General features: G+C 65.2%; 17 protein-coding genes. 10 read left to right on the top strand and 7 right to left on the bottom strand.

Going from position 1 to position 15,858, the window contains the following annotated elements; translation table 11 throughout:
• Window positions 1–184 precede the first annotated feature (184 nt).
• The gene (locus AC1DOP_RS08800; RefSeq protein WP_477250795.1) at window positions 185–1,120 is read right to left on the bottom strand and encodes a peptidylprolyl isomerase; all 936 of its coding nucleotides are present in this window, start codon (window positions 1,118–1,120) and stop codon (window positions 185–187) included.
• Window positions 1,121–1,253: 133 nt separating this feature from the next.
• On the opposite strand from AC1DOP_RS08800, the gene AC1DOP_RS08795 reads away from it, so the two are divergent.
• From AC1DOP_RS08795 to AC1DOP_RS08785, 3 genes are all read left to right on the top strand, one after another.
• The gene (locus tag AC1DOP_RS08795) at window positions 1,254–1,898 is read left to right on the top strand and encodes a VTT domain-containing protein (RefSeq protein WP_441934731.1); all 645 of its coding nucleotides are present in this window, start codon (window positions 1,254–1,256) and stop codon (window positions 1,896–1,898) included.
• Window positions 1,899–2,017: 119 nt separating this feature from the next.
• Window positions 2,018–3,094 carry a carbonic anhydrase gene (locus AC1DOP_RS08790; protein ID WP_441934732.1) on the top strand — a complete coding sequence of 359 codons (1,077 nt, stop codon included), beginning with the start codon at window positions 2,018–2,020 and terminating at the stop codon, window positions 3,092–3,094.
• 10 nt (window positions 3,095–3,104) lie between these two features.
• Window positions 3,105–3,626 carry a hypothetical protein gene (locus AC1DOP_RS08785; protein WP_441934733.1) on the top strand — a complete coding sequence of 174 codons (522 nt, stop codon included), beginning with the start codon at window positions 3,105–3,107 and terminating at the stop codon, window positions 3,624–3,626.
• On the opposite strand, the gene AC1DOP_RS08780 is transcribed toward AC1DOP_RS08785, so the two are convergent.
• Genes AC1DOP_RS08780 through tsaE form a run of 3 tightly spaced genes read right to left on the bottom strand, consistent with a single transcriptional unit; the run spans window position 3,616 to window position 6,369 of the window.
• The gene (locus AC1DOP_RS08780) at window positions 3,616–4,452 is read right to left on the bottom strand and encodes a D-hexose-6-phosphate mutarotase (RefSeq protein ID WP_477250794.1); all 837 of its coding nucleotides are present in this window, start codon (window positions 4,450–4,452) and stop codon (window positions 3,616–3,618) included. The two genes, AC1DOP_RS08785 and AC1DOP_RS08780, sit on opposite strands and share 11 nt — an antisense overlap.
• Before the next feature lie 22 nt (window positions 4,453–4,474).
• Entirely contained in the window at window positions 4,475–5,917 is a 1,443-nt protein-coding gene (locus AC1DOP_RS08775; protein ID WP_477250793.1) for an N-acetylmuramoyl-L-alanine amidase, read from the bottom strand.
• Window positions 5,881–6,369 (bottom strand): tRNA (adenosine(37)-N6)-threonylcarbamoyltransferase complex ATPase subunit type 1 TsaE, encoded by a 489-nt coding sequence (gene tsaE, locus AC1DOP_RS08770; protein WP_477250792.1) that lies wholly within the window; start codon window positions 6,367–6,369, stop codon window positions 5,881–5,883. The genes AC1DOP_RS08775 and tsaE overlap by 37 nt, the downstream gene beginning before the upstream one ends.
• 50 nt (window positions 6,370–6,419) lie before the next feature.
• On the opposite strand from tsaE, the gene queG reads away from it, so the two are divergent.
• On the top strand, window positions 6,420–7,526 hold the full coding sequence (gene queG / locus AC1DOP_RS08765; protein ID WP_477250791.1) for a tRNA epoxyqueuosine(34) reductase QueG: 1,107 nt from the start codon (window positions 6,420–6,422) through the stop codon (window positions 7,524–7,526).
• A 7-nt stretch (window positions 7,527–7,533) separates the two neighbouring features.
• Here queG and AC1DOP_RS08760 read toward each other — a convergent pair whose 3' ends face one another.
• The 3 genes from AC1DOP_RS08760 to AC1DOP_RS08750 all read right to left on the bottom strand — a co-directional run bounded on the left by AC1DOP_RS08760 (window position 7,534) and on the right by AC1DOP_RS08750 (window position 10,707).
• Entirely contained in the window at window positions 7,534–7,863 is a 330-nt protein-coding gene (locus tag AC1DOP_RS08760) for a DUF3052 family protein (RefSeq protein WP_441934738.1), read from the bottom strand.
• Between the two features lie 187 nt (window positions 7,864–8,050).
• Window positions 8,051–8,665 carry a response regulator transcription factor gene (locus tag AC1DOP_RS08755; protein WP_477250790.1) on the bottom strand — a complete coding sequence of 205 codons (615 nt, stop codon included), beginning with the start codon at window positions 8,663–8,665 and terminating at the stop codon, window positions 8,051–8,053.
• Between the two features lie 26 nt (window positions 8,666–8,691).
• Window positions 8,692–10,707, bottom strand: coding sequence for a sensor histidine kinase (locus tag AC1DOP_RS08750; RefSeq protein ID WP_477250789.1), 2,016 nt, complete (start codon window positions 10,705–10,707; stop codon window positions 8,692–8,694).
• Window positions 10,708–10,836: 129 nt separating this feature from the next.
• Here AC1DOP_RS08750 and AC1DOP_RS08745 point away from each other — a divergent pair, with 129 nt between their 5' ends.
• The 6 genes from AC1DOP_RS08745 (at window position 10,837) to AC1DOP_RS08720 (ending at window position 15,780) form a co-directional block, all read left to right on the top strand.
• Window positions 10,837–11,841 carry a TRAP transporter substrate-binding protein gene (locus AC1DOP_RS08745; protein ID WP_477250788.1) on the top strand — a complete coding sequence of 335 codons (1,005 nt, stop codon included), beginning with the start codon at window positions 10,837–10,839 and terminating at the stop codon, window positions 11,839–11,841.
• Window positions 11,842–12,006: 165 nt separating this feature from the next.
• Window positions 12,007–12,573, top strand: a complete 567-nt coding sequence (locus AC1DOP_RS08740) for a TRAP transporter small permease (protein ID WP_477250787.1) — start codon at window positions 12,007–12,009, stop codon at window positions 12,571–12,573.
• A complete protein-coding gene (locus tag AC1DOP_RS08735; protein ID WP_441934743.1) occupies window positions 12,570–13,850 on the top strand; it encodes a TRAP transporter large permease in 1,281 nt (426 codons plus the stop codon). The genes AC1DOP_RS08740 and AC1DOP_RS08735 overlap by 4 nt, the downstream gene beginning before the upstream one ends.
• Before the next feature lie 273 nt (window positions 13,851–14,123).
• Window positions 14,124–14,654, top strand: coding sequence for a methylated-DNA--[protein]-cysteine S-methyltransferase (locus AC1DOP_RS08730; RefSeq protein WP_441934744.1), 531 nt, complete (start codon window positions 14,124–14,126; stop codon window positions 14,652–14,654).
• On the top strand, window positions 14,627–15,532 hold the full coding sequence (gene xerD, locus AC1DOP_RS08725) for a site-specific tyrosine recombinase XerD (protein ID WP_441934745.1): 906 nt from the start codon (window positions 14,627–14,629) through the stop codon (window positions 15,530–15,532). Before AC1DOP_RS08730 ends, xerD begins: the two co-directional genes overlap by 28 nt.
• A 71-nt stretch (window positions 15,533–15,603) precedes the next feature.
• Window positions 15,604–15,780, top strand: a complete 177-nt coding sequence (locus AC1DOP_RS08720; protein WP_477250786.1) for a hypothetical protein — start codon at window positions 15,604–15,606, stop codon at window positions 15,778–15,780.
• Window positions 15,781–15,858 lie beyond the last annotated feature (78 nt).

Here is a 15,858-nt window from a genome sequence, read left to right as displayed (position 1 = left end):
CAGAGCACATTTTTCTGCAAATTCGGGGTCAGAGCACATTTCGCCGGACGGCTGATCGGCCCGGTTCAAGTAGCGCCACCGTCGTGCCGCAGAGGGAAACTGGCCGGTTGAGTTACCTTCTAACCATTGCCCAAAAAAGTGCTCTGACCCCGAATTTCAGCGGTAATGTGCTCTGACCCCGAATTTATTTTTGCTCGCGTACCGGGATTTGGGCGTTGCAGAGGTCGAGGTAGTTCGGTGTGTACTTGGTCCAGGGGCCGCCGCGGTTGCGTTGGGCTTCGAGGACGGACTGGTAGGTGGCGCTGTCGGTGCGCATCACTTCGAGGCGGCTGCGTGCGGCTTCCGGGACGTCGGCGGCGACCTTCACCGCGCCGATCGGCAGCTGCTGCCCCGGCTGCTCGTAGAAGCCCATCGGCGCCGGGCCGCGCGGCAGGGTCGACAGCAGCGGCATGCCCGATACCACCCGGCCGACCACGGTGATGTTGCGGTCGAGCTGGCGCGGCGCCTGGCCGGTGACGACGTAGAGGCTGGTGCCGCCGCCGCTGTCGGACTCGTTGCCGCGGGCGACGCCGACCATGGCGTAGCAATGGGCCAGCCAGGTGCGGCCCGCCTTCGGATCGCGGCCGACCGGGAAGCCGCCCGAATGGCCGATCTGGGGCGCGAAGCCGTCGATGTCGCGCATGCGGACGAAGTGACGGTCGTTTGCCAGCGGCACGGTGAATTCGGCCGGTAGGGTTTTCTGCGCGCTCTTTACCTTGCGCACCTGCTCATCGTCTTCGTGCGGATCGCCCCATTGCACGACGAAGTTGTCCTGCGAGCGGATGATGGCCAGGCCGTCGTAATAGTGTTCGCGCGCCAGCGCCTTGATGTTCCTGACGTGGTTGGGGGCGAAGTCCGGCGCCAGTTCGATTACCACGCGGCCGCCCGGCAGCTCCATATAGAGCGTGTTGTCGGGGTCGAGCGGGCGCCAGTCGCCCGGTGTCGAGCCTTTCAGTACGTCGCCGACGCTGGGTTTGGGCGGCAGTTCCTTCTCCGCCTTCTTGTCGGCGGCGCCTGCGCCCGTTGCCATCAAGGCTGCAATCCCGAGCAGCACGGCGTGGTGAAGCTTCCGGTAAGCCATCTTTCTCTCCTTGTCATTCTTATTCGAACGATTGTAATCCGGAAAGTACAAATTCTCTCCATGATCTTGACCCCGGGGCCATTTTTTGAAGACGGTCTGATGGTATGATTCGGCGCTACCATTTAGGATGATTATGGATCTGATGCAACTCTTCGGCATGCTTCTGCACGTCGATAAGACCTTGGGCACCCTGCTGGCCCAGTACGGTGTGTATGTCTATGCGGTCCTGTTCGCGATCGTGTTCTGCGAGACCGGTCTCGTGGTGCTGTTCTTCTTCCCGGGCGACACCCTGCTGTTCATCGCCGGCGCCTTCTGCGCCACCGGCGAGATGAGTTATCCGCTGTTGATGGCGCTGCTGATCATTGCCGCCGTTACCGGGAATACCCTGAACTATTACATCGGCGGGGCCATCGGTCACCGCGTCTTCACCCATGATTACCGCTGGCTGAACAAGGATGCGCTGCAGCGCACCCACGATTTCTTCGAAAGGCACGGCGGCAAGACCATCATCCTGGCGCGCTTCGTGCCGGTGGTGCGGACCTTCGCTCCCTTCGTGGCCGGCATTTCGGAGATGACGCATGCGCGTTTCCAGATGTTCAACATCACCGGCGCCGTCCTGTGGGTGGCCGGTCTCGTGACCGCCGGTTACTTCTTCGGCAACATTCCCATCGTGCGCGATCACCTGACCGCCATCGTGCTGATCGGTGTCGGCGCCGCCGTGGTGCCGCTGGCCCTGGGCGGCATCTACAAGTTCGGGCGCCGCATGCTCAGCCGCTGAAAGCGCACCTTGTCATTCCTGCAGCGCGCCGCTTCGACGGCGCGCTGTGTGTTTACGGCGCTCAAGTTTACCCTTGCCCGCGCCGATAAAGCATGGGACAGCAACACTACTGGAATCCCATGCGTAACCTGATCGCCCTGTTCGCTTGCAGCTGCGTCGTCCTGAGCGCAAGCGCGAACGATCCTGCCCCCGCCGCGGCAGCCAGACTGGCGGCCTCCGTGTCGAAGCCGGCGTCGGCCTCGATGCCGACCAAGGAACAGATGGCCAAGGACGCGGCCAAGGAACCCTTGCCGGGCAAGAAAGAGGCACCGGCCAAGAAGGCCGCACCCGCCCCACAGGATGAAGAAGCCGCCGAAGTCGCCCTCTCGGCCAAGATCGCCGAGCGCCTGGCCGAGCTGCGCGAACGCCAGCAGGCCCGCGCCAGCGCGGCCTCACGCGCAAAAAAGGCCGCCGACGCCAGGCGCCGCGAGGAAGAGAAGGCCGCCGCCGCGGCTGCGATCCTGGCCGCCGCGCCCAAGCATGGCACCGTCTGGTCCTACGAGGGCGAACTCGGCCCGGCCAACTGGTCCAAGATCAATGTCGACTGGGCCAAGTGCGGCACCGGCAACCGCCAGTCGCCGATCGACCTGCGCGATGGCATCAAGGTCAACCTAGAGCAGATCGGTTTCGACTACCACCCGTCCTCCTTCAACGAGGTGAACAACGGCCACACCGTCCAGGTGACGGTCGGCGGCGGCAATTTCATCACGGTCGGCAACCAGACCTACGAGCTGCAGCAGTTCCACTTCCACCGTCCGTCGGAAGAGCGCATCAACGGCAAGGGCACGGAAATGGTCATGCACCTGGTGCACAAGAGCTATGACGGCAAGATCGCGATCATCGCCGTGCTGCTCGAACGCGGCCAGCCGCACAGCCTGGTGCAGACCATCTGGGACAACCTGCCGCTCGAAAAGAACGAGGTCGTATCGCCCTCGATCGTGATCGACCCGAAGGATGCGCTGCCTGAAAAGCGTGAATACTTCACTTACATGGGTTCGCTCACCGAGCCGCCCTGCACCGAAGGCGTGCTGTGGCTGGTGTTCAAGCAGCCGCGCCAGGCCTCGCCGGCCCAGATGGCGCTGTTCTCGCGCCTGTATCCGCTGAATGCGCGCCCGGTGCAGTCGACCTCGGGCCGGATGATCAAGGAATCCAACTAAGCTCCTCGCCATGACCCTGACTGCCCGCATCCTGGCGGCGGCGCTGTTCGCCTGCGCCGCCATTCCCGCCTTTTCCCAGACCCCTGCCGCGCCGACCCGCGTGCCCGCCGAGATGGCCGCCTTCTTCGGCGGCGAATGGAGCGGCAAGGGCGCCTTCGCCTCCGGCCGCCCGATCGAGGCCGAGGTCAGCTTCACGCCCGAACTGGACGGCCAGTGGTTGCAGTACCGCCACACCGACCGCGCGCCGAACAGCTACAAGGCGCTCGGCCTGTGGGGCATCGAGAGCGGCTCGCGCAAGCTGGTCATGACCGTCAACGACAACGGCGGCGGCGCGCGCACGTTCGCCAGCGAGGGCTGGCAGGACGGCAAGGTGGTGTTCGTCCGCACGATATCAAGCGAGCCCCTGCGCGAGGAGCGCTTCGTGTTCGAGCGCAAATCGAACGACAGCTTCCACATGGCCTATGAAGTCCACGCCGGCGACAAGCCGTGGCGGATGATCGACCAGCTGAGCTTCGAGCGCGTCAGGAAGTAGCCGGCCCCACCCGGTATTCGCCCTTCCAGCTGCCGCCCGGTTCCAGGGTCTGCGGCTGGAGCAGGGCCGGTTCGATGCAGACGAAGCGCCGGTACTCCTCGTCTTCGAGGTCGGACAGCGCGGCGGCATCGGCCGCGCCCGGATTCCACACCACCGCATCGGTGAAGCCGCGCTGCTGCAGCAACAGCTTGTCGGCGCCGTTGTCGAAGGTGATCGCCCCGGCGATGCGCTCGAACACCTGGTCCAGCTTGTCGGTCAGGGCCAGGGTCTCGGCCTGCACGCCGTCGATGCGCACGGCTTCGACGTCCTCGACCAGATGGTAGGTGTGCAGGGCGCTGGAGAAGGAGAAGGGGTGGGTGCCGGTGTTGCGCACTTCGAGCGACAGCGCCAGGCTGGCGCCTTGCACGCTCACCCGCAGCGCCAGCTCGAAGGCATAGGCCCAGGCGCTCGAAGCCTGCGGCGACAGGTCGTCCTGGTTCAGGCCCAGCAGGGCAAACGCGGCGCCGTCCTGTTCGCCGCTGTCGAGCAAGCGCCAGGTGCTGACGCGGGCGAAGCCGTGGCGCATGCCTTCGCCGCGTTCTGCGAATTGCGGAAAGATCACCGGCACGCCGCCGCGGATGGCGCGGCTGCCGTCGAGCGCGGACAGGCTGCTCATGAACATGCGCTCCGGCCCGGCTTCGCCGGGCTGCCCTTCGCGGCCAGCGCTGTGCGCTGGCCTCCAGGACACCAGGTGGGCGCCGTACAGGGTGATGGTGGCTTCGGCGCCGTCCGGCGCGCGCAGCAGCAGGGCGGGCAGTTGCCCGAATTGAGTAGTAGTAACGCTCACGTCAAAACCCTCCAGGCTGAGATCAGGTCATTCGGCTCTTCGCCAGCGGCGGATTGTACGCGAAGTAGCGCTTGATGCCTTTCGTGATCGCGTCGGCGAGCTGGTTCTGGTAGGCGTCGTCCTTCAGCCGCGCTTCCTCTTCCGGGTTCGAGATGAAGGCGGTTTCGACCAGGATCGAGGGGATGTCCGGGGCCTTCAGCACGGCGAAGCCGGCCTGCTCGACCGAACCCTTGTGCAGGCGGTTGATGCCGCCGATCTCGCTCAGCACGGCCTTGCCGAGCTTCATGCTGTCGTTGATCTGCGCCGTGGTCGACAGGTCGAACAGCACGCTGGCGAGCTGCTTGTCGTGGGTGCCGAGGTTCACGCCGCCGATCAGGTCGGCCTTGTTCTGGTCGGCCGCCAGCCAGCGCGCCGCGCTCGAGCTCGCGCCTTTTTCCGACAGCACGAAGACCGAGGAGCCGCGCGCGGAGGGCTGGATGAAGGCGTCCGCGTGGATCGAGACGAACAGGTCGGCCTGCACCTTCCTCGCCTTTTCCACGCGCTGGCCCAGCGGCACGAAGAAGTCGGCGTCGCGGGTCAGCATCACGCGCGTGTTCGGCAGCTCTTCCAGCTTGCCCTTCAGGCGCTTGGCGATCGCCAGCACGATGTCCTTTTCATGCACGCCGGTGGCGCCGGTGGCGCCCGGATCCTCGCCGCCATGGCCGGGATCGAGGGCGATGGTCACCATCCGCATCACCTTGCCGCCGGGCGCGTTCTTGCCCTGTGTCGGCGCTTGCGGCTGGGGCTGGGCCTGCGGTGCGGTCGGCTGCGGCTGGGCCGGGGTGCTGCCGGCGCGGGCGGCGTCGGCTTCCAGCCTGGCGATGGCGTCGGGGCCGGCCTGGCCGACCGTCGGCGCGCCCGGCTGCTGGGCCGGCGCCGGCGTCGCCGCGGGCACTTCGGCGGCGCGCGCGCCGCCCTCGGACCAGTTCTCCCTGGCGATCATGGCGGACAAGGGATCGACCGGCCGCACCGGATACAGGTCGAAGACCAGGCGATGACGGTAGCCGGCCACCGGGGCCAGGGTGAACACCTGGGGCTTGACCTCTTCCTTGAGATCGAACACCAGGCGCACCACGTTCGGGCGGTTCTGGGCGACCCGCACCTGCTGGATGTAAGGGTCGTTCGATTCGACCTTGGCGACCAGGCTTTTCAGCGTCTCGTTGAGCGCCAGGCCGTCGATGTCGACCACCAGGCGCGGCGGATTGGCCAGCATGAAGTGGGAGGCATTCAGCTCGCCGTCGTTTTCCAGCGTGACGCGGGTGTACTCGTCGGCCGGCCAGACGCGCACGGCCATGATCTGCGCGGCCGATGCGGTCAGCGGAGCGAGGACGGACAGGAGCAGCGTGCCGCCGGCCTTCAGCACTGCGCGGCGCTTCGGAGAACCCGGGGTCAGGGAGTCGGGGGGTAGTGCAGGCGTTCGAGGCATAGCAGGCCCAATTCAGACAACGCCTGCAATTCTACAGCACGGCCGTGGCCGCTGACCGTAAGCAACACCCGTACGTCGGGCGGGGGCAACACCGGTTCGCCTTTTTCCGGCCATTCGACGACGCAGATATTCTGGCCGTCGAAGTCTTCGCGGAAGCCGGCATCGAGGAATTCCTCCGGGCTCGACATGCGGTACAGGTCGTAGTGGATCAGGTTGACGGCCTGGCCGTCGAGCGCGATCCGGTAGGGCTCGGACAGCGTATAGGTCGGGCTCTTGACCGCGCCCTTGTGGCCGGCAGCGTGCAGCAGGGCGCGCGTGAGGGCCGTCTTGCCGGCGCCGAGGTCGCCGTGCAGGTAGATCACGAGGCCGGGGCGCAGTGCGCGCGCGAGGGCGCCGCCCAGGGCCTGGGTGGCGGCTTCGTCCGGAAGATAAGCGTTGAATGAATGCTGCATCGAATAGAATATCGGGTTTGTCGTACCAACCAGCCAGTGTCCGTCCCGCCATGTCCCCATCCCAGCCTGACCTGAACGAACTCGCACGCGCCATCAAGGCGTGGGGCGTGGAACTGGGCTTTGCCGAGGTGCGCATCACGGACGTCGACCTGGCGCGCCACGAGGCAGGGCTGCAAGCCTGGCTGGACGCCGGCCACCATGGCGAGATGGATTATATGGCAAGCCACGGCATGAAGCGCGCCCGGCCGGCGGAACTGGTGCCGGGCACGGTGCGCGCGATCGTCGCCCGCATGGACTACCTGCCCATCTCGGGTGGCAACAGCGCGGACGCCGACTGGCGCGCCCGGGAACGCCTGCGCCAGCAGGATCCGGGCGCCGCCGTGGTCTCCGTCTACGCCCGCGGACGCGACTACCACAAGGTGCTGCGCAACCGCCTGCAGCAACTGGCCGAACGCGTGCGCGGCCTGGCCGGCGAGTACGGCTTCCGCGTGTTCACGGATTCGGCGCCGGTGATGGAATTGCCGCTGGCGGAAAAGGCGGGGCTGGGCTGGCGCGGCAAGCACACGCTGCTGCTGTCGCGCGAGGCCGGTTCGACCTTCTTCATCGGCGAGATCCTGGTCGACCTGCCGCTGCCCGTCGACGATGCCACCGGCGCCCATTGCGGCCAGTGCGAAGCCTGCATCGCCGCCTGCCCGACCGGCGCGATCCTGGGGCCGGGCCGCCTCGATGCGCGGCGCTGCATCTCCTACCTGACGATCGAACTGAAGGGCAGCATTCCGGAAGACCTGCGGCCCTTGATCGGCAACCGCATCTACGGTTGCGACGATTGCCAGCTGGTCTGCCCGTGGAACAAGTTCGCCCGACGCGCCGTGCTGCCGGATTTCGACGAGCGCAACGGCCTGGGCGCCGCCGGGCTGGTGGAATTGTTCGGCTGGGAAGAAGAAGAGTTCAATCGCCGCATGGAGGGCAGCCCGATCCGCCGGATCGGGCATGAGCGCTGGCTGCGTAATCTGGCGGTAGGCATGGGGAACGCTGCCGCTGAGGCCGGGGCCAAGGGCGACCCGCGCATCGTGGCCGCGCTGCGGGCCCGGCTGGAGCATCCGTCGGCGCTGGTGCGCGAGCATGTCGCCTGGGCATTAGCCCGTCACGCAGCCTGAGTCTGCTTTAAATCTCGATGCGCTTCAAGCGCAGTGCCGACCAGTCGCCGTCGATCGAGATCATCGCCACGCCTGTGATACCGTTTTCCTTCGCATAAGCGTTGATTGAGTCGCGATTGATATCAGTGGCCTTCGACGCGGTCTGCTTCAGATAGGCCACCCACAGCGATCCCTTCTCGCCCATGCGCTCCTTCGCGGTGGGAAAGTATTGTTCGAGTTCCTTGCGGTTCATCGCGAACAGCAACACCACATCCACCTTGTCCTGGTCGTCCTTGATCAGGTCGGGCGGCATCTGCGACACCATGCCGGGATGCACGTTCCCGTTCAGGATCAGCATCGATTTCGCGTTCCTCAAGAACATTTTGTCTGCAATTGTCTTTTCGCTCATCTGCGTTCCCTAAGAAAATATTCACATGGTCAGTTTGACCATGGCGTGTTCAGCTTGATTTTACAAGCGAACTTCCGAAAAGCAGGGCGCGAAACCTGCCGTGCGCGGGGTTCCGGAACGAAAAGCTAAGGAAGTTTTATTTCAACAGGCCGGCCAGCTCGACCGCCGTCTTTACCTGCATCTTGTCGAAGATGTGGGCGCGGTGCACTTCCACCGTGCGCATGCTGATGCCCAGCTTGTCGGCCACGACCTTGTTCATGTTGCCGGCCAGGATCAGGTCGAGCACTTCGCGTTCGCGCGCCGACAGCGTGGACAGGCGTTCGCGCACCGCGCTGGAGGCGGCGGCCTGGCGCGATTTGGCCAGGGCTTCGTCGACGCGGTCCATCAGCTGGTTGTCGTTGAAGGGTTTTTCGAAGAAGTCGAAGGCGCCGCGCTTGAGCGAATCGACGGCCATCGGCACGTCGCCATGGCCGGTCAGGAAGATCACCGGCAGGCGCGCCAGCAGGCCGCGCGCGACCAGCTGGTCGAACACGGCGATGCCGTTCATGCCCGGCATGCGCACGTCCAGCAGCACGCATTCGCCATCCCCGGCGGTCCCGCTACCGGTGGAGGCATCAAGACCGGACTGGGCGTCGAGGGCGTCGAGAAAGGCCTGGCCGCCGGCATAGCCGCGCGCGGCCAGCCCGCGCGATTGCGCCAGCCATTCGAGGGCGTCGCGGATGACGTCTTCGTCGTCGACGATGTGCAGCATGGAGTCTCCTTCGTAAGTCCTGCTCTTCAGGTCGGCATTGTAGCCTGCGCCTGCTGCAAGGTGAACGTGAACACGGTGCCGCCGCCGGGATTGTCGGCGTGGGTGAGGGTGCCGCCGTGGAATTCGATCGCCGTGCGGCAGATCGACAGGCCCATGCCCATGCCCTCGGCCTTGGTCGAGAAGAAGGGCGAGAACAGGCGCTCGGCCACTTCGGGCGGGATGCCGTGGCCGTTGTCGATCACCGACACCGCCACCCGGCCCTGGTCGTCGGCATCGAAGCGCGCGGCCTCGATGCGCAGCACGCGGCGCTCGCGGTCGATGTCCTGCATCGACTCGATCGCGTTGCGGGTCAGGTTCAGCAGCACCTGCTCGAGCAGCACGCGGTCGGCCAGCACCGGCGGCAGGTCGGGCGGCACTTCGACCTGCAGGGTCACGTAGCTCTGGCGCGCCTGCAGCTCGACCAGGGCGCGGATGCCCTCGATCACCTGCGGCACCATCACGCTCTCGCGGCGCGGCTCGCGCTTCTTCACGAATTCGTGCACGCTGCGGATGATCTGGCCGGCGCGCCGCGCCTGGGTATTCGCCTGTTCCAGCGCGCGTTTCAGCATGCCGGCATCCAGCGGGGCCGCATGGTCGCTGGCGCGCCCCAGCACGTTGAGCGCGCCGGCGGTGTAGCTGGAGATCGCCGCCAGCGGCTGGTTCAGCTCGTGCGCCAGCATCGACGAGATCTCGCCCATGGTCGCCAGGCGCGCGCTGGTCTCCAGCTTTTCCTGCTGCTGGCGGGCCAGCTCCTCGGCGCGCTTGCGGTCGGTGATGTCGAGGATGGAGCTCATCCAGCCGGTGTGGCGCCCAATGCTGTCGACCAGCGGCGCCTCGAACACCAGCACCGGCACCCGGGTGCCGTCGGGGCGCAGGAACACGGTCTCGAACTGCGGCGTGGCCTGGCCGGCCAGGATCTTGCGGAAGCGCTCCTCGTACTCGTCGGTTTCCTCCGGCGCCCAGTAGGGCATGGGCGGGGTCCTGCCGAGCAGTTCGCCGGCCGGCAGGCCGACGATGCGGCAGAAGGCCGGATTGACGTAGGTGACGCGGCCTTCGAGGTCGCGCGCGCGCAGGCCGGTCAGCAGCGAGTTTTCCATCGCCGTGCGGAAGGCCATCTGCTGGCGCAGCGCGTTCTCGGCGGCGATGGTGCGCGCGATGTGGCGCCACAGCGCGGCCAGCGACAGCACCAGGCCCAGCGCCAGCAGGATCACCGAGCCGACCAGCAGGTTGGGCAGCAGCCTGGGCGCGCCCTTGACGCTGTCGGTGGCCAGCACGATCTGGCCACCGGGCAGGTCGAGCGCGCGCTTGTGGGTGTAGACGCCGCGCCCGGGGCCGCCGGCGGCGCGGTGGGCCACCACGTGGTCGTCGCGGTCGAGCAGGGACAGCGAATTGTCCTGGGCGAACCACCAGGGCACGTTCTCGTCCAGCAGGGTCTGCAAGTCGTAGGTGGCGACCAGGCTGCCGACGAACCTGCCTTCGTGGTAGAGCGGCAGGTGGTAGTCGACCAGGCCCGCATCCGGCCCATACCTGGCCGGACCGAGGCTATACGGATCGGAATAGCGGCCGTTATGCGTCTTGCGCGCCATCTCCTGGGCATCGCGCGAGGAGGCGGTCAGCGCGCCGTGGGCCAGCTCGGCGCCTTGCACCGCCAGCTGCCGGCCGCCGGCGTCGAGCCAGGCGATGCGGCGCAGTTCGTGACCGTTCTTGAACATCTGCGCCATGCGCGCCTCGACCACGTCGTGCGCGGGCGGGCTGTCGGCGGCCAGGTCGGTGCCGAGGGTCGCCAGCACCTCCTCGCTGCGCGCCAGTTCGAAGCGCAGGGTCTGCTCGACCCAGAGGGTGTCGGCGATCAGCTGTTCCTGGCGCTCATTGCTCTCCATCTGGCGCGCCTGCCAGGGCAGCCACAGCAGGACCAGCAGGAAGAGCAGCACCAGCAGCACCGGCACCAGCCAGCGCCAGGGGCCGTCCGGTACGGGACGCGGCATCGAAAAAGGGTTTTTCATGCGATAACGTGATACTTTTATTGCTGAGCGAACAATTGTGGTTTTCCACAATAGCTTGTTGTTAAGAAGCTCAGCAGACTCGTGGCAAATATAAAAAAATAAAACCTATTCTTATTGGAGAGGAGACTCATGAAGATCAAATCCGTCGTGGCAGCACTTGCCCTGGTCGCCGGCGCCGGCTTCGCGTTCAGCGCAGCGGCCCAGACCCCCATCGTCATCAAGTTCAGCCACGTGGTGGCGACCGACACGCCGAAAGGCCGTGCCGCCGAGCGCTTCAAGGAACTGGCCGAGAAGATGACCAATCACCGGGTCAAGGTCGAAGTCTACCCGAACAGCCAGCTGTACAAGGACAAGGAAGAACTCGAAGCCCTGCAGCTGGGCGCGGTCCAGATGCTGGCGCCCTCGCTGGCCAAGTTCGGTCCGCTGGGCGTGAAGGAATTCGAAGTCTTCGACCTGCCGTACATCTTCCCGAACAAGGCCGCGCTGTACACCGTGACCGAAGGCCCGATCGGCAAGAGCCTGCTGCAGAAGCTGGAGCCGAAGGGGATCACCGGCCTGGCCTACTGGGACAACGGCTTCAAGGTCATGTCGGCCAACAAGCCGCTGCACATGCCGGCCGATTTCCGCGGCCTGAAGATGCGCATCCAGAGCTCGAAGGTGCTGGACGCGCAGATGCGCGCGCTGGGCGCCAACCCGCAGGCGCTGGCCTTCTCGGAAGTCTATCAGGCGCTGCAGACCGGCGTGGTGGACGGTACCGAGAACCCGCCGTCGAACATGTACACCCAGAAGATGCATGAGGTGCAGAAGCACGTGACGGTCTCGAACCACGGCTACCTGGGCTATGCGGTCATCGTCAACAAGAAGTTCTGGGACGGCCTGCCGGCCGACATCCGCACCCAGCTGCAGCAGGCCATGAACGACGCCACCAAGTACGAAAAGGCGATTGCCCAGCAGGACAACGACCAGGCCCTGGAAGCCATCCGCAAGGCGGGCAAGACCACCATCTACAACCTGAACCCGCAAGAGCAGGCGGCATGGCGCAAGGCCCTGCTGCCGGTGCAGAAGCAGATGGCGGACCGGGTTGGCCAGGATCTGATCAATTCGATCAACAAGGCGACTGCGTCGGTGCAGTAAGAACCTCGTCGCCCGCATAAACCCACGTCGTCCCCGCGAAGGCGGGGACCCATACCGAGCTGCCGAAGTCGTGACGGTTGATCCGCCAGTGCGGCAGCCGGAGCTTCAGCATGGGTTCCCGCTTCCGCGGGAACGACGGCTGTCGCGTCCTCGCCCAAAGCCAAAATGAAAATCCTCGATCGCCTCGAAGAGTGGCTCATCGCCAGCCTGATGGCCGGCGCCACCTTCATCATCTTCATCGCGGTGCTGCACCGCTACCTGTCCGGCCTGCCCCTTGGCGGGCTGCAGGACTGGTTCATTTCCCTGAATACCAGCTGGGCCCAGGAGCTCAGCACCATCATGTTCGTGTGGATGGCCAAGTTCGGCGCCGCATATGGCGTGCGCACCGGCATCCACGTCGGCGTCGACGTGCTGGTCAACCGGCTGTCCGAGCGCTGGCGCAACAAGCTCATCGTGCTGGCGCTGCTGGCCGGCGCCCTGTTCACCGGCATCATCGGCACCCTCGGCGCCAGCTTCGTCTACCGCATGGCCGGCACCGCGCAGACCTCGCCCGACATGGAAATCCCGATGTGGATCGTCTACCTGGCGCTGCCCCTCGGTTCCTGGCTGATGTGCTTCCGCTTCCTGCAGGTGACCTGGCATTTCATCCGTAATGGCGAACTGCCGAAGCATGACCACGCCTACGTCGAAGGCCTGGACGACGAAATCGAAGAAGCAAGGAAATCCTCATGAACGCCGCCATTATCTTTGTCCTGCTGATCCTGCTGATGCTGACCGGGATGCCGGTCTCGATCGCGCTCGGCCTCACGGTGCTGACCTTCCTGTTCACCATGACGCACGTGCCGATCGAGTCGGTGGCGATGAAGCTGTTCACCGGTATCGACAACTTCGAGATCATGGCCATCCCGCTCTTCATCCTGGCGGGTAACTTCCTCACCCACGGCGGGGTCGCGCGGCGCATGATCAACTTCGCCACCTCGATGGTCGGCCACTTCCATGGCGGCCTGGCGCTGGCCGGCGTGTTCGCCTGCGCGCTGTTCGCCGCAGTATCGGGTTCCAGCCCGGCGACCGTGGTGGCGATCGGCTCGATCATCCTGCCGGCCATGGTCAAGCAGGGCTATCCGAAGCGCTTTGGCGCCGGCGTGATCACGACCTCGGGCGCGCTCGGCATCCTGATCCCGCCGTCGATCGTGATGGTGATGTACTCGGTCACGACCAATACCTCGGTCGGCCAGCTGTTCATGGCGGGCGTGGTGCCCGGCCTGCTGCTGGCGTTCATGCTTGGCCTGACGACCTGGTTCCTGGCGAAGAAACACGACTATCCGCGCATGCCGCGCGCCACCTGGGTCGAGCGCTGGACCGCGTTCCGCCGCAGTGCCTGGGGCCTGTTCCTGATCGTGATCGTGATGGGCGGTATCTACACCGGCGTGTTCACGCCGACCGAAGCGGCCGGCATCGCGGCGGTGTACGCCTTCGTGATCGCGGTGTTCGTCTACAAGGACCTGAAGCTGAAGCAGGTCGGCAAGGTGCTGCTGGATTCGGCGGCGATGTCGGCGATGCTCCTGTACATCATCACCAATGCCGTGCTGTTCTCCTTCCTGATGACCAGCGAGAACGTGCCGCAGGCGATGGCCGGCTGGCTTACCGGCCAGGGCCTGGGTCCGATCGGCTTCCTGATCGTGGTGAACCTGCTGCTGCTGCTGGCCGGCAATGTGATGGAGCCATCGTCGATCGTGCTGATCATGGCGCCGATCCTCTTCCCGGTCGCGACCCAGTTGGGCATCGACCCGGTCCACTTCGGCATCATCATCGTGGTCAACATGGAAGTCGGCATGTGCCATCCGCCGGTGGGCCTGAACCTGTACGTCGCCTCCGGCATCACGAAGATGGGCATTTCCGAGCTGACGGTGGCCGTGATGCCCTGGCTGCTGACGATGATTGGTTTCCTGCTGTTGATAACCTATGTCCCGGCAATCTCCTTATGGCTTCCGAGAATGGTTTATGGCTGACATATATTTCGTGAATGTATATAAAAAACTACGCTATTCTTATTCGAATGCGTTATGATGGCGCAGCTTTGGCACCACCATGGTGCGTTCGAAAGCCCGGATACGAATTTTGGGGAGAAGCAAAAAAGCGGTAATCCAGCATTGGAATACCGGAGAATGATGAGGAGACGCACGTTTTATAGATGCCGCCGGCATTGACCGAGTGGCCGCAAACGTGACCCATACTGAAAACGCACCTCACGAGGGTGCGTTTTTTTTTGCTACACTGGATCAATGAACACACAACAGGGCAGCGAGCTTTTCAGCGCCATCGTCGCGGCGCCGTTCGGGGCGATGGGCATCCGTACGGAAGATCAACGCGTGCGCGAGCTGGTCTACCTGCCGCCGCATTACGAAGAAAAAGCGCCGCAGGATGCGGTGGCCGAACAGGCCGCCGAGCAGGTCGTGCGTTATGTCGCCGACGCCGATTTCCGTTTCGACTTGCCGCTGGTCGATGCCGGCAGCGAATTCCAACGCCGCGTCTGGGAAGCCATCTGCGCGATCCCGCGCGGCAGCGTGCGTACCTACGGCCAGGTCGCCAAGCTGCTCGAGTCGCATCCGCGCGCGGTAGGCCAGGCTTGCGGCGCCAACTGGTTCCCGCTGGTGATTCCCTGCCACCGCGTCACCGCGGCCGGCGGCCTGGGCGGCTTTGCCAGCAGCGACGACGAACACGGCTTCACGCTCACGGTCAAGCGCTGGCTGCTGCGCCACGAAGGTGCGCTCCCCGCCGACGTCCCATGGCAGCAGCAATCAATCTTTCCCTGATCGACGGCTTCTGCGACGCCCTCTGGCTCGAGCACGGACTGGCCAGGAATTCGCTGGATGCCTACCGGCGCGACCTGCGCCTGTTCGCCGGCTGGCTCGAGGCCAGGCGTCCGGAGCGCAGCGACCTGCACGCGGTGCAGCCGCAGGACATCGCCGCCTACTTTGCCGAGCGCCACGAGGACACCAAGCCCAGCTCGGCCAACCGGCGGCTGTCGGTACTGAAGCGCTTCTACCAGATGGCGCTGCGCGAGCGCCGCATCGACCACGACCCCTGCCTGAACATGGCTTCGGCCAGGCAACCGACCCGCTTCGTGCACACCCTCTCCGAAGCCCAGGTCGAGGCCCTCTTGAGCGCGCCGGACGTCTCGACCCCGCTGGGCCTGCGCGAGCGCACCATGCTCGAGCTGATGTATGCGAGCGGCCTGCGGGTATCGGAACTGGTGACACTGAAAGTGGTCGAGCTGAGCCTGAACGACGGCGTGCTGCGCATCACGGGTAAAGGCAGCAAGACCCGGCTGGTGCCCTTCGGCGAGCAGGCGCGCCACTGGCTGGAGCGCTACATGAAGGAGGCGCGCGGCGTGATCCTGAACGGGCAGATGGACGACGCCCTGTTCGTGACCGGCCGCGGCGGACCGATGACGCGCCAGATGTTCTGGATCGTCATCAAGAAACATGCGGCCAGGGCCGGCATCACCGCGCCGCTGTCGCCGCATACGCTGCGCCACGCCTTCGCCACCCACCTCTTGAACCACGGCGCCGACCTGCGCGTGGTGCAACTACTCCTGGGACATTCGGACATTTCGACGACCCAGATCTACACCCATGTAGCACGCGAGCGTTTGAAGCACCTGCACGCCCAGCACCACCCGCGTGGTTAATTCTCAAGACCTGGCGGGTCTGGTGAGTCATAATGGTCTAGTAATACCCTTCCCACACGCACGAGGACACCATGGCCAAGACCAATTTCCAGTATGAAAAACGGCAACGTGAGTTGGAGAAAAAGAAGAAGGCTGAGGAAAAGGCCAAGCGCAAGCTGGAGGCCAAGCAGCACAAGGGGGAGGAGGGTAGCGCTTCTCCCGACGAGGATGCGGCGGAACTGGCTGAGCCGGAGCGGGATTCGGCTTAGTTGGCGCATGAACGTCGTCCCCGCGAAGGCGGGGACCCAAGCTTGTTGGCAGATCGCCGAACTTGGCGGAATTAGTGC

It is taken from the genome of Massilia sp. 01N410 (assembly GCF_056399665.1).
The sequence above is the reverse complement of the archived record's forward strand: the minus strand, read 5'-3'. Positions and strand labels throughout refer to the sequence as shown.

Bases quoted from the DNA above. Each gene is read 5' to 3' on its own strand.
- AC1DOP_RS08800 (WP_477250795.1), bottom strand. From the start codon at position 1,120: ATGGCTTACCGGAAGCTTCACCACGCCGTGCTGCTCGGGATTGCAGCC.
- AC1DOP_RS08795 (WP_441934731.1), top strand. From the start codon at position 1,254: ATGGATCTGATGCAACTCTTCGGCATGCTTCTGCACGTCGATAAGACC.
- AC1DOP_RS08790 (WP_441934732.1), top strand. From the start codon at position 2,018: ATGCGTAACCTGATCGCCCTGTTCGCTTGCAGCTGCGTCGTCCTGAGC.
- AC1DOP_RS08785 (WP_441934733.1), top strand. From the start codon at position 3,105: ATGACCCTGACTGCCCGCATCCTGGCGGCGGCGCTGTTCGCCTGCGCC.
- AC1DOP_RS08775 (WP_477250793.1), bottom strand. From the start codon at position 5,917: ATGCCTCGAACGCCTGCACTACCCCCCGACTCCCTGACCCCGGGTTCT.
- tsaE (WP_477250792.1), bottom strand. From the start codon at position 6,369: ATGCAGCATTCATTCAACGCTTATCTTCCGGACGAAGCCGCCACCCAG.
- queG (WP_477250791.1), top strand. From the start codon at position 6,420: ATGTCCCCATCCCAGCCTGACCTGAACGAACTCGCACGCGCCATCAAG.
- AC1DOP_RS08760 (WP_441934738.1), bottom strand. From the start codon at position 7,863: ATGCTGATCCTGAACGGGAACGTGCATCCCGGCATGGTGTCGCAGATG.
- AC1DOP_RS08755 (WP_477250790.1), bottom strand. From the start codon at position 8,665: ATGCTGCACATCGTCGACGACGAAGACGTCATCCGCGACGCCCTCGAA.
- AC1DOP_RS08750 (WP_477250789.1), bottom strand. From the start codon at position 10,707: ATGAAAAACCCTTTTTCGATGCCGCGTCCCGTACCGGACGGCCCCTGG.
- AC1DOP_RS08745 (WP_477250788.1), top strand. From the start codon at position 10,837: ATGAAGATCAAATCCGTCGTGGCAGCACTTGCCCTGGTCGCCGGCGCC.
- AC1DOP_RS08740 (WP_477250787.1), top strand. From the start codon at position 12,007: ATGAAAATCCTCGATCGCCTCGAAGAGTGGCTCATCGCCAGCCTGATG.
- AC1DOP_RS08735 (WP_441934743.1), top strand. From the start codon at position 12,570: ATGAACGCCGCCATTATCTTTGTCCTGCTGATCCTGCTGATGCTGACC.
- AC1DOP_RS08730 (WP_441934744.1), top strand. From the start codon at position 14,124: ATGAACACACAACAGGGCAGCGAGCTTTTCAGCGCCATCGTCGCGGCG.
- xerD (WP_441934745.1), top strand. From the start codon at position 14,627: ATGGCAGCAGCAATCAATCTTTCCCTGATCGACGGCTTCTGCGACGCC.
- AC1DOP_RS08720 (WP_477250786.1), top strand. From the start codon at position 15,604: ATGGCCAAGACCAATTTCCAGTATGAAAAACGGCAACGTGAGTTGGAG.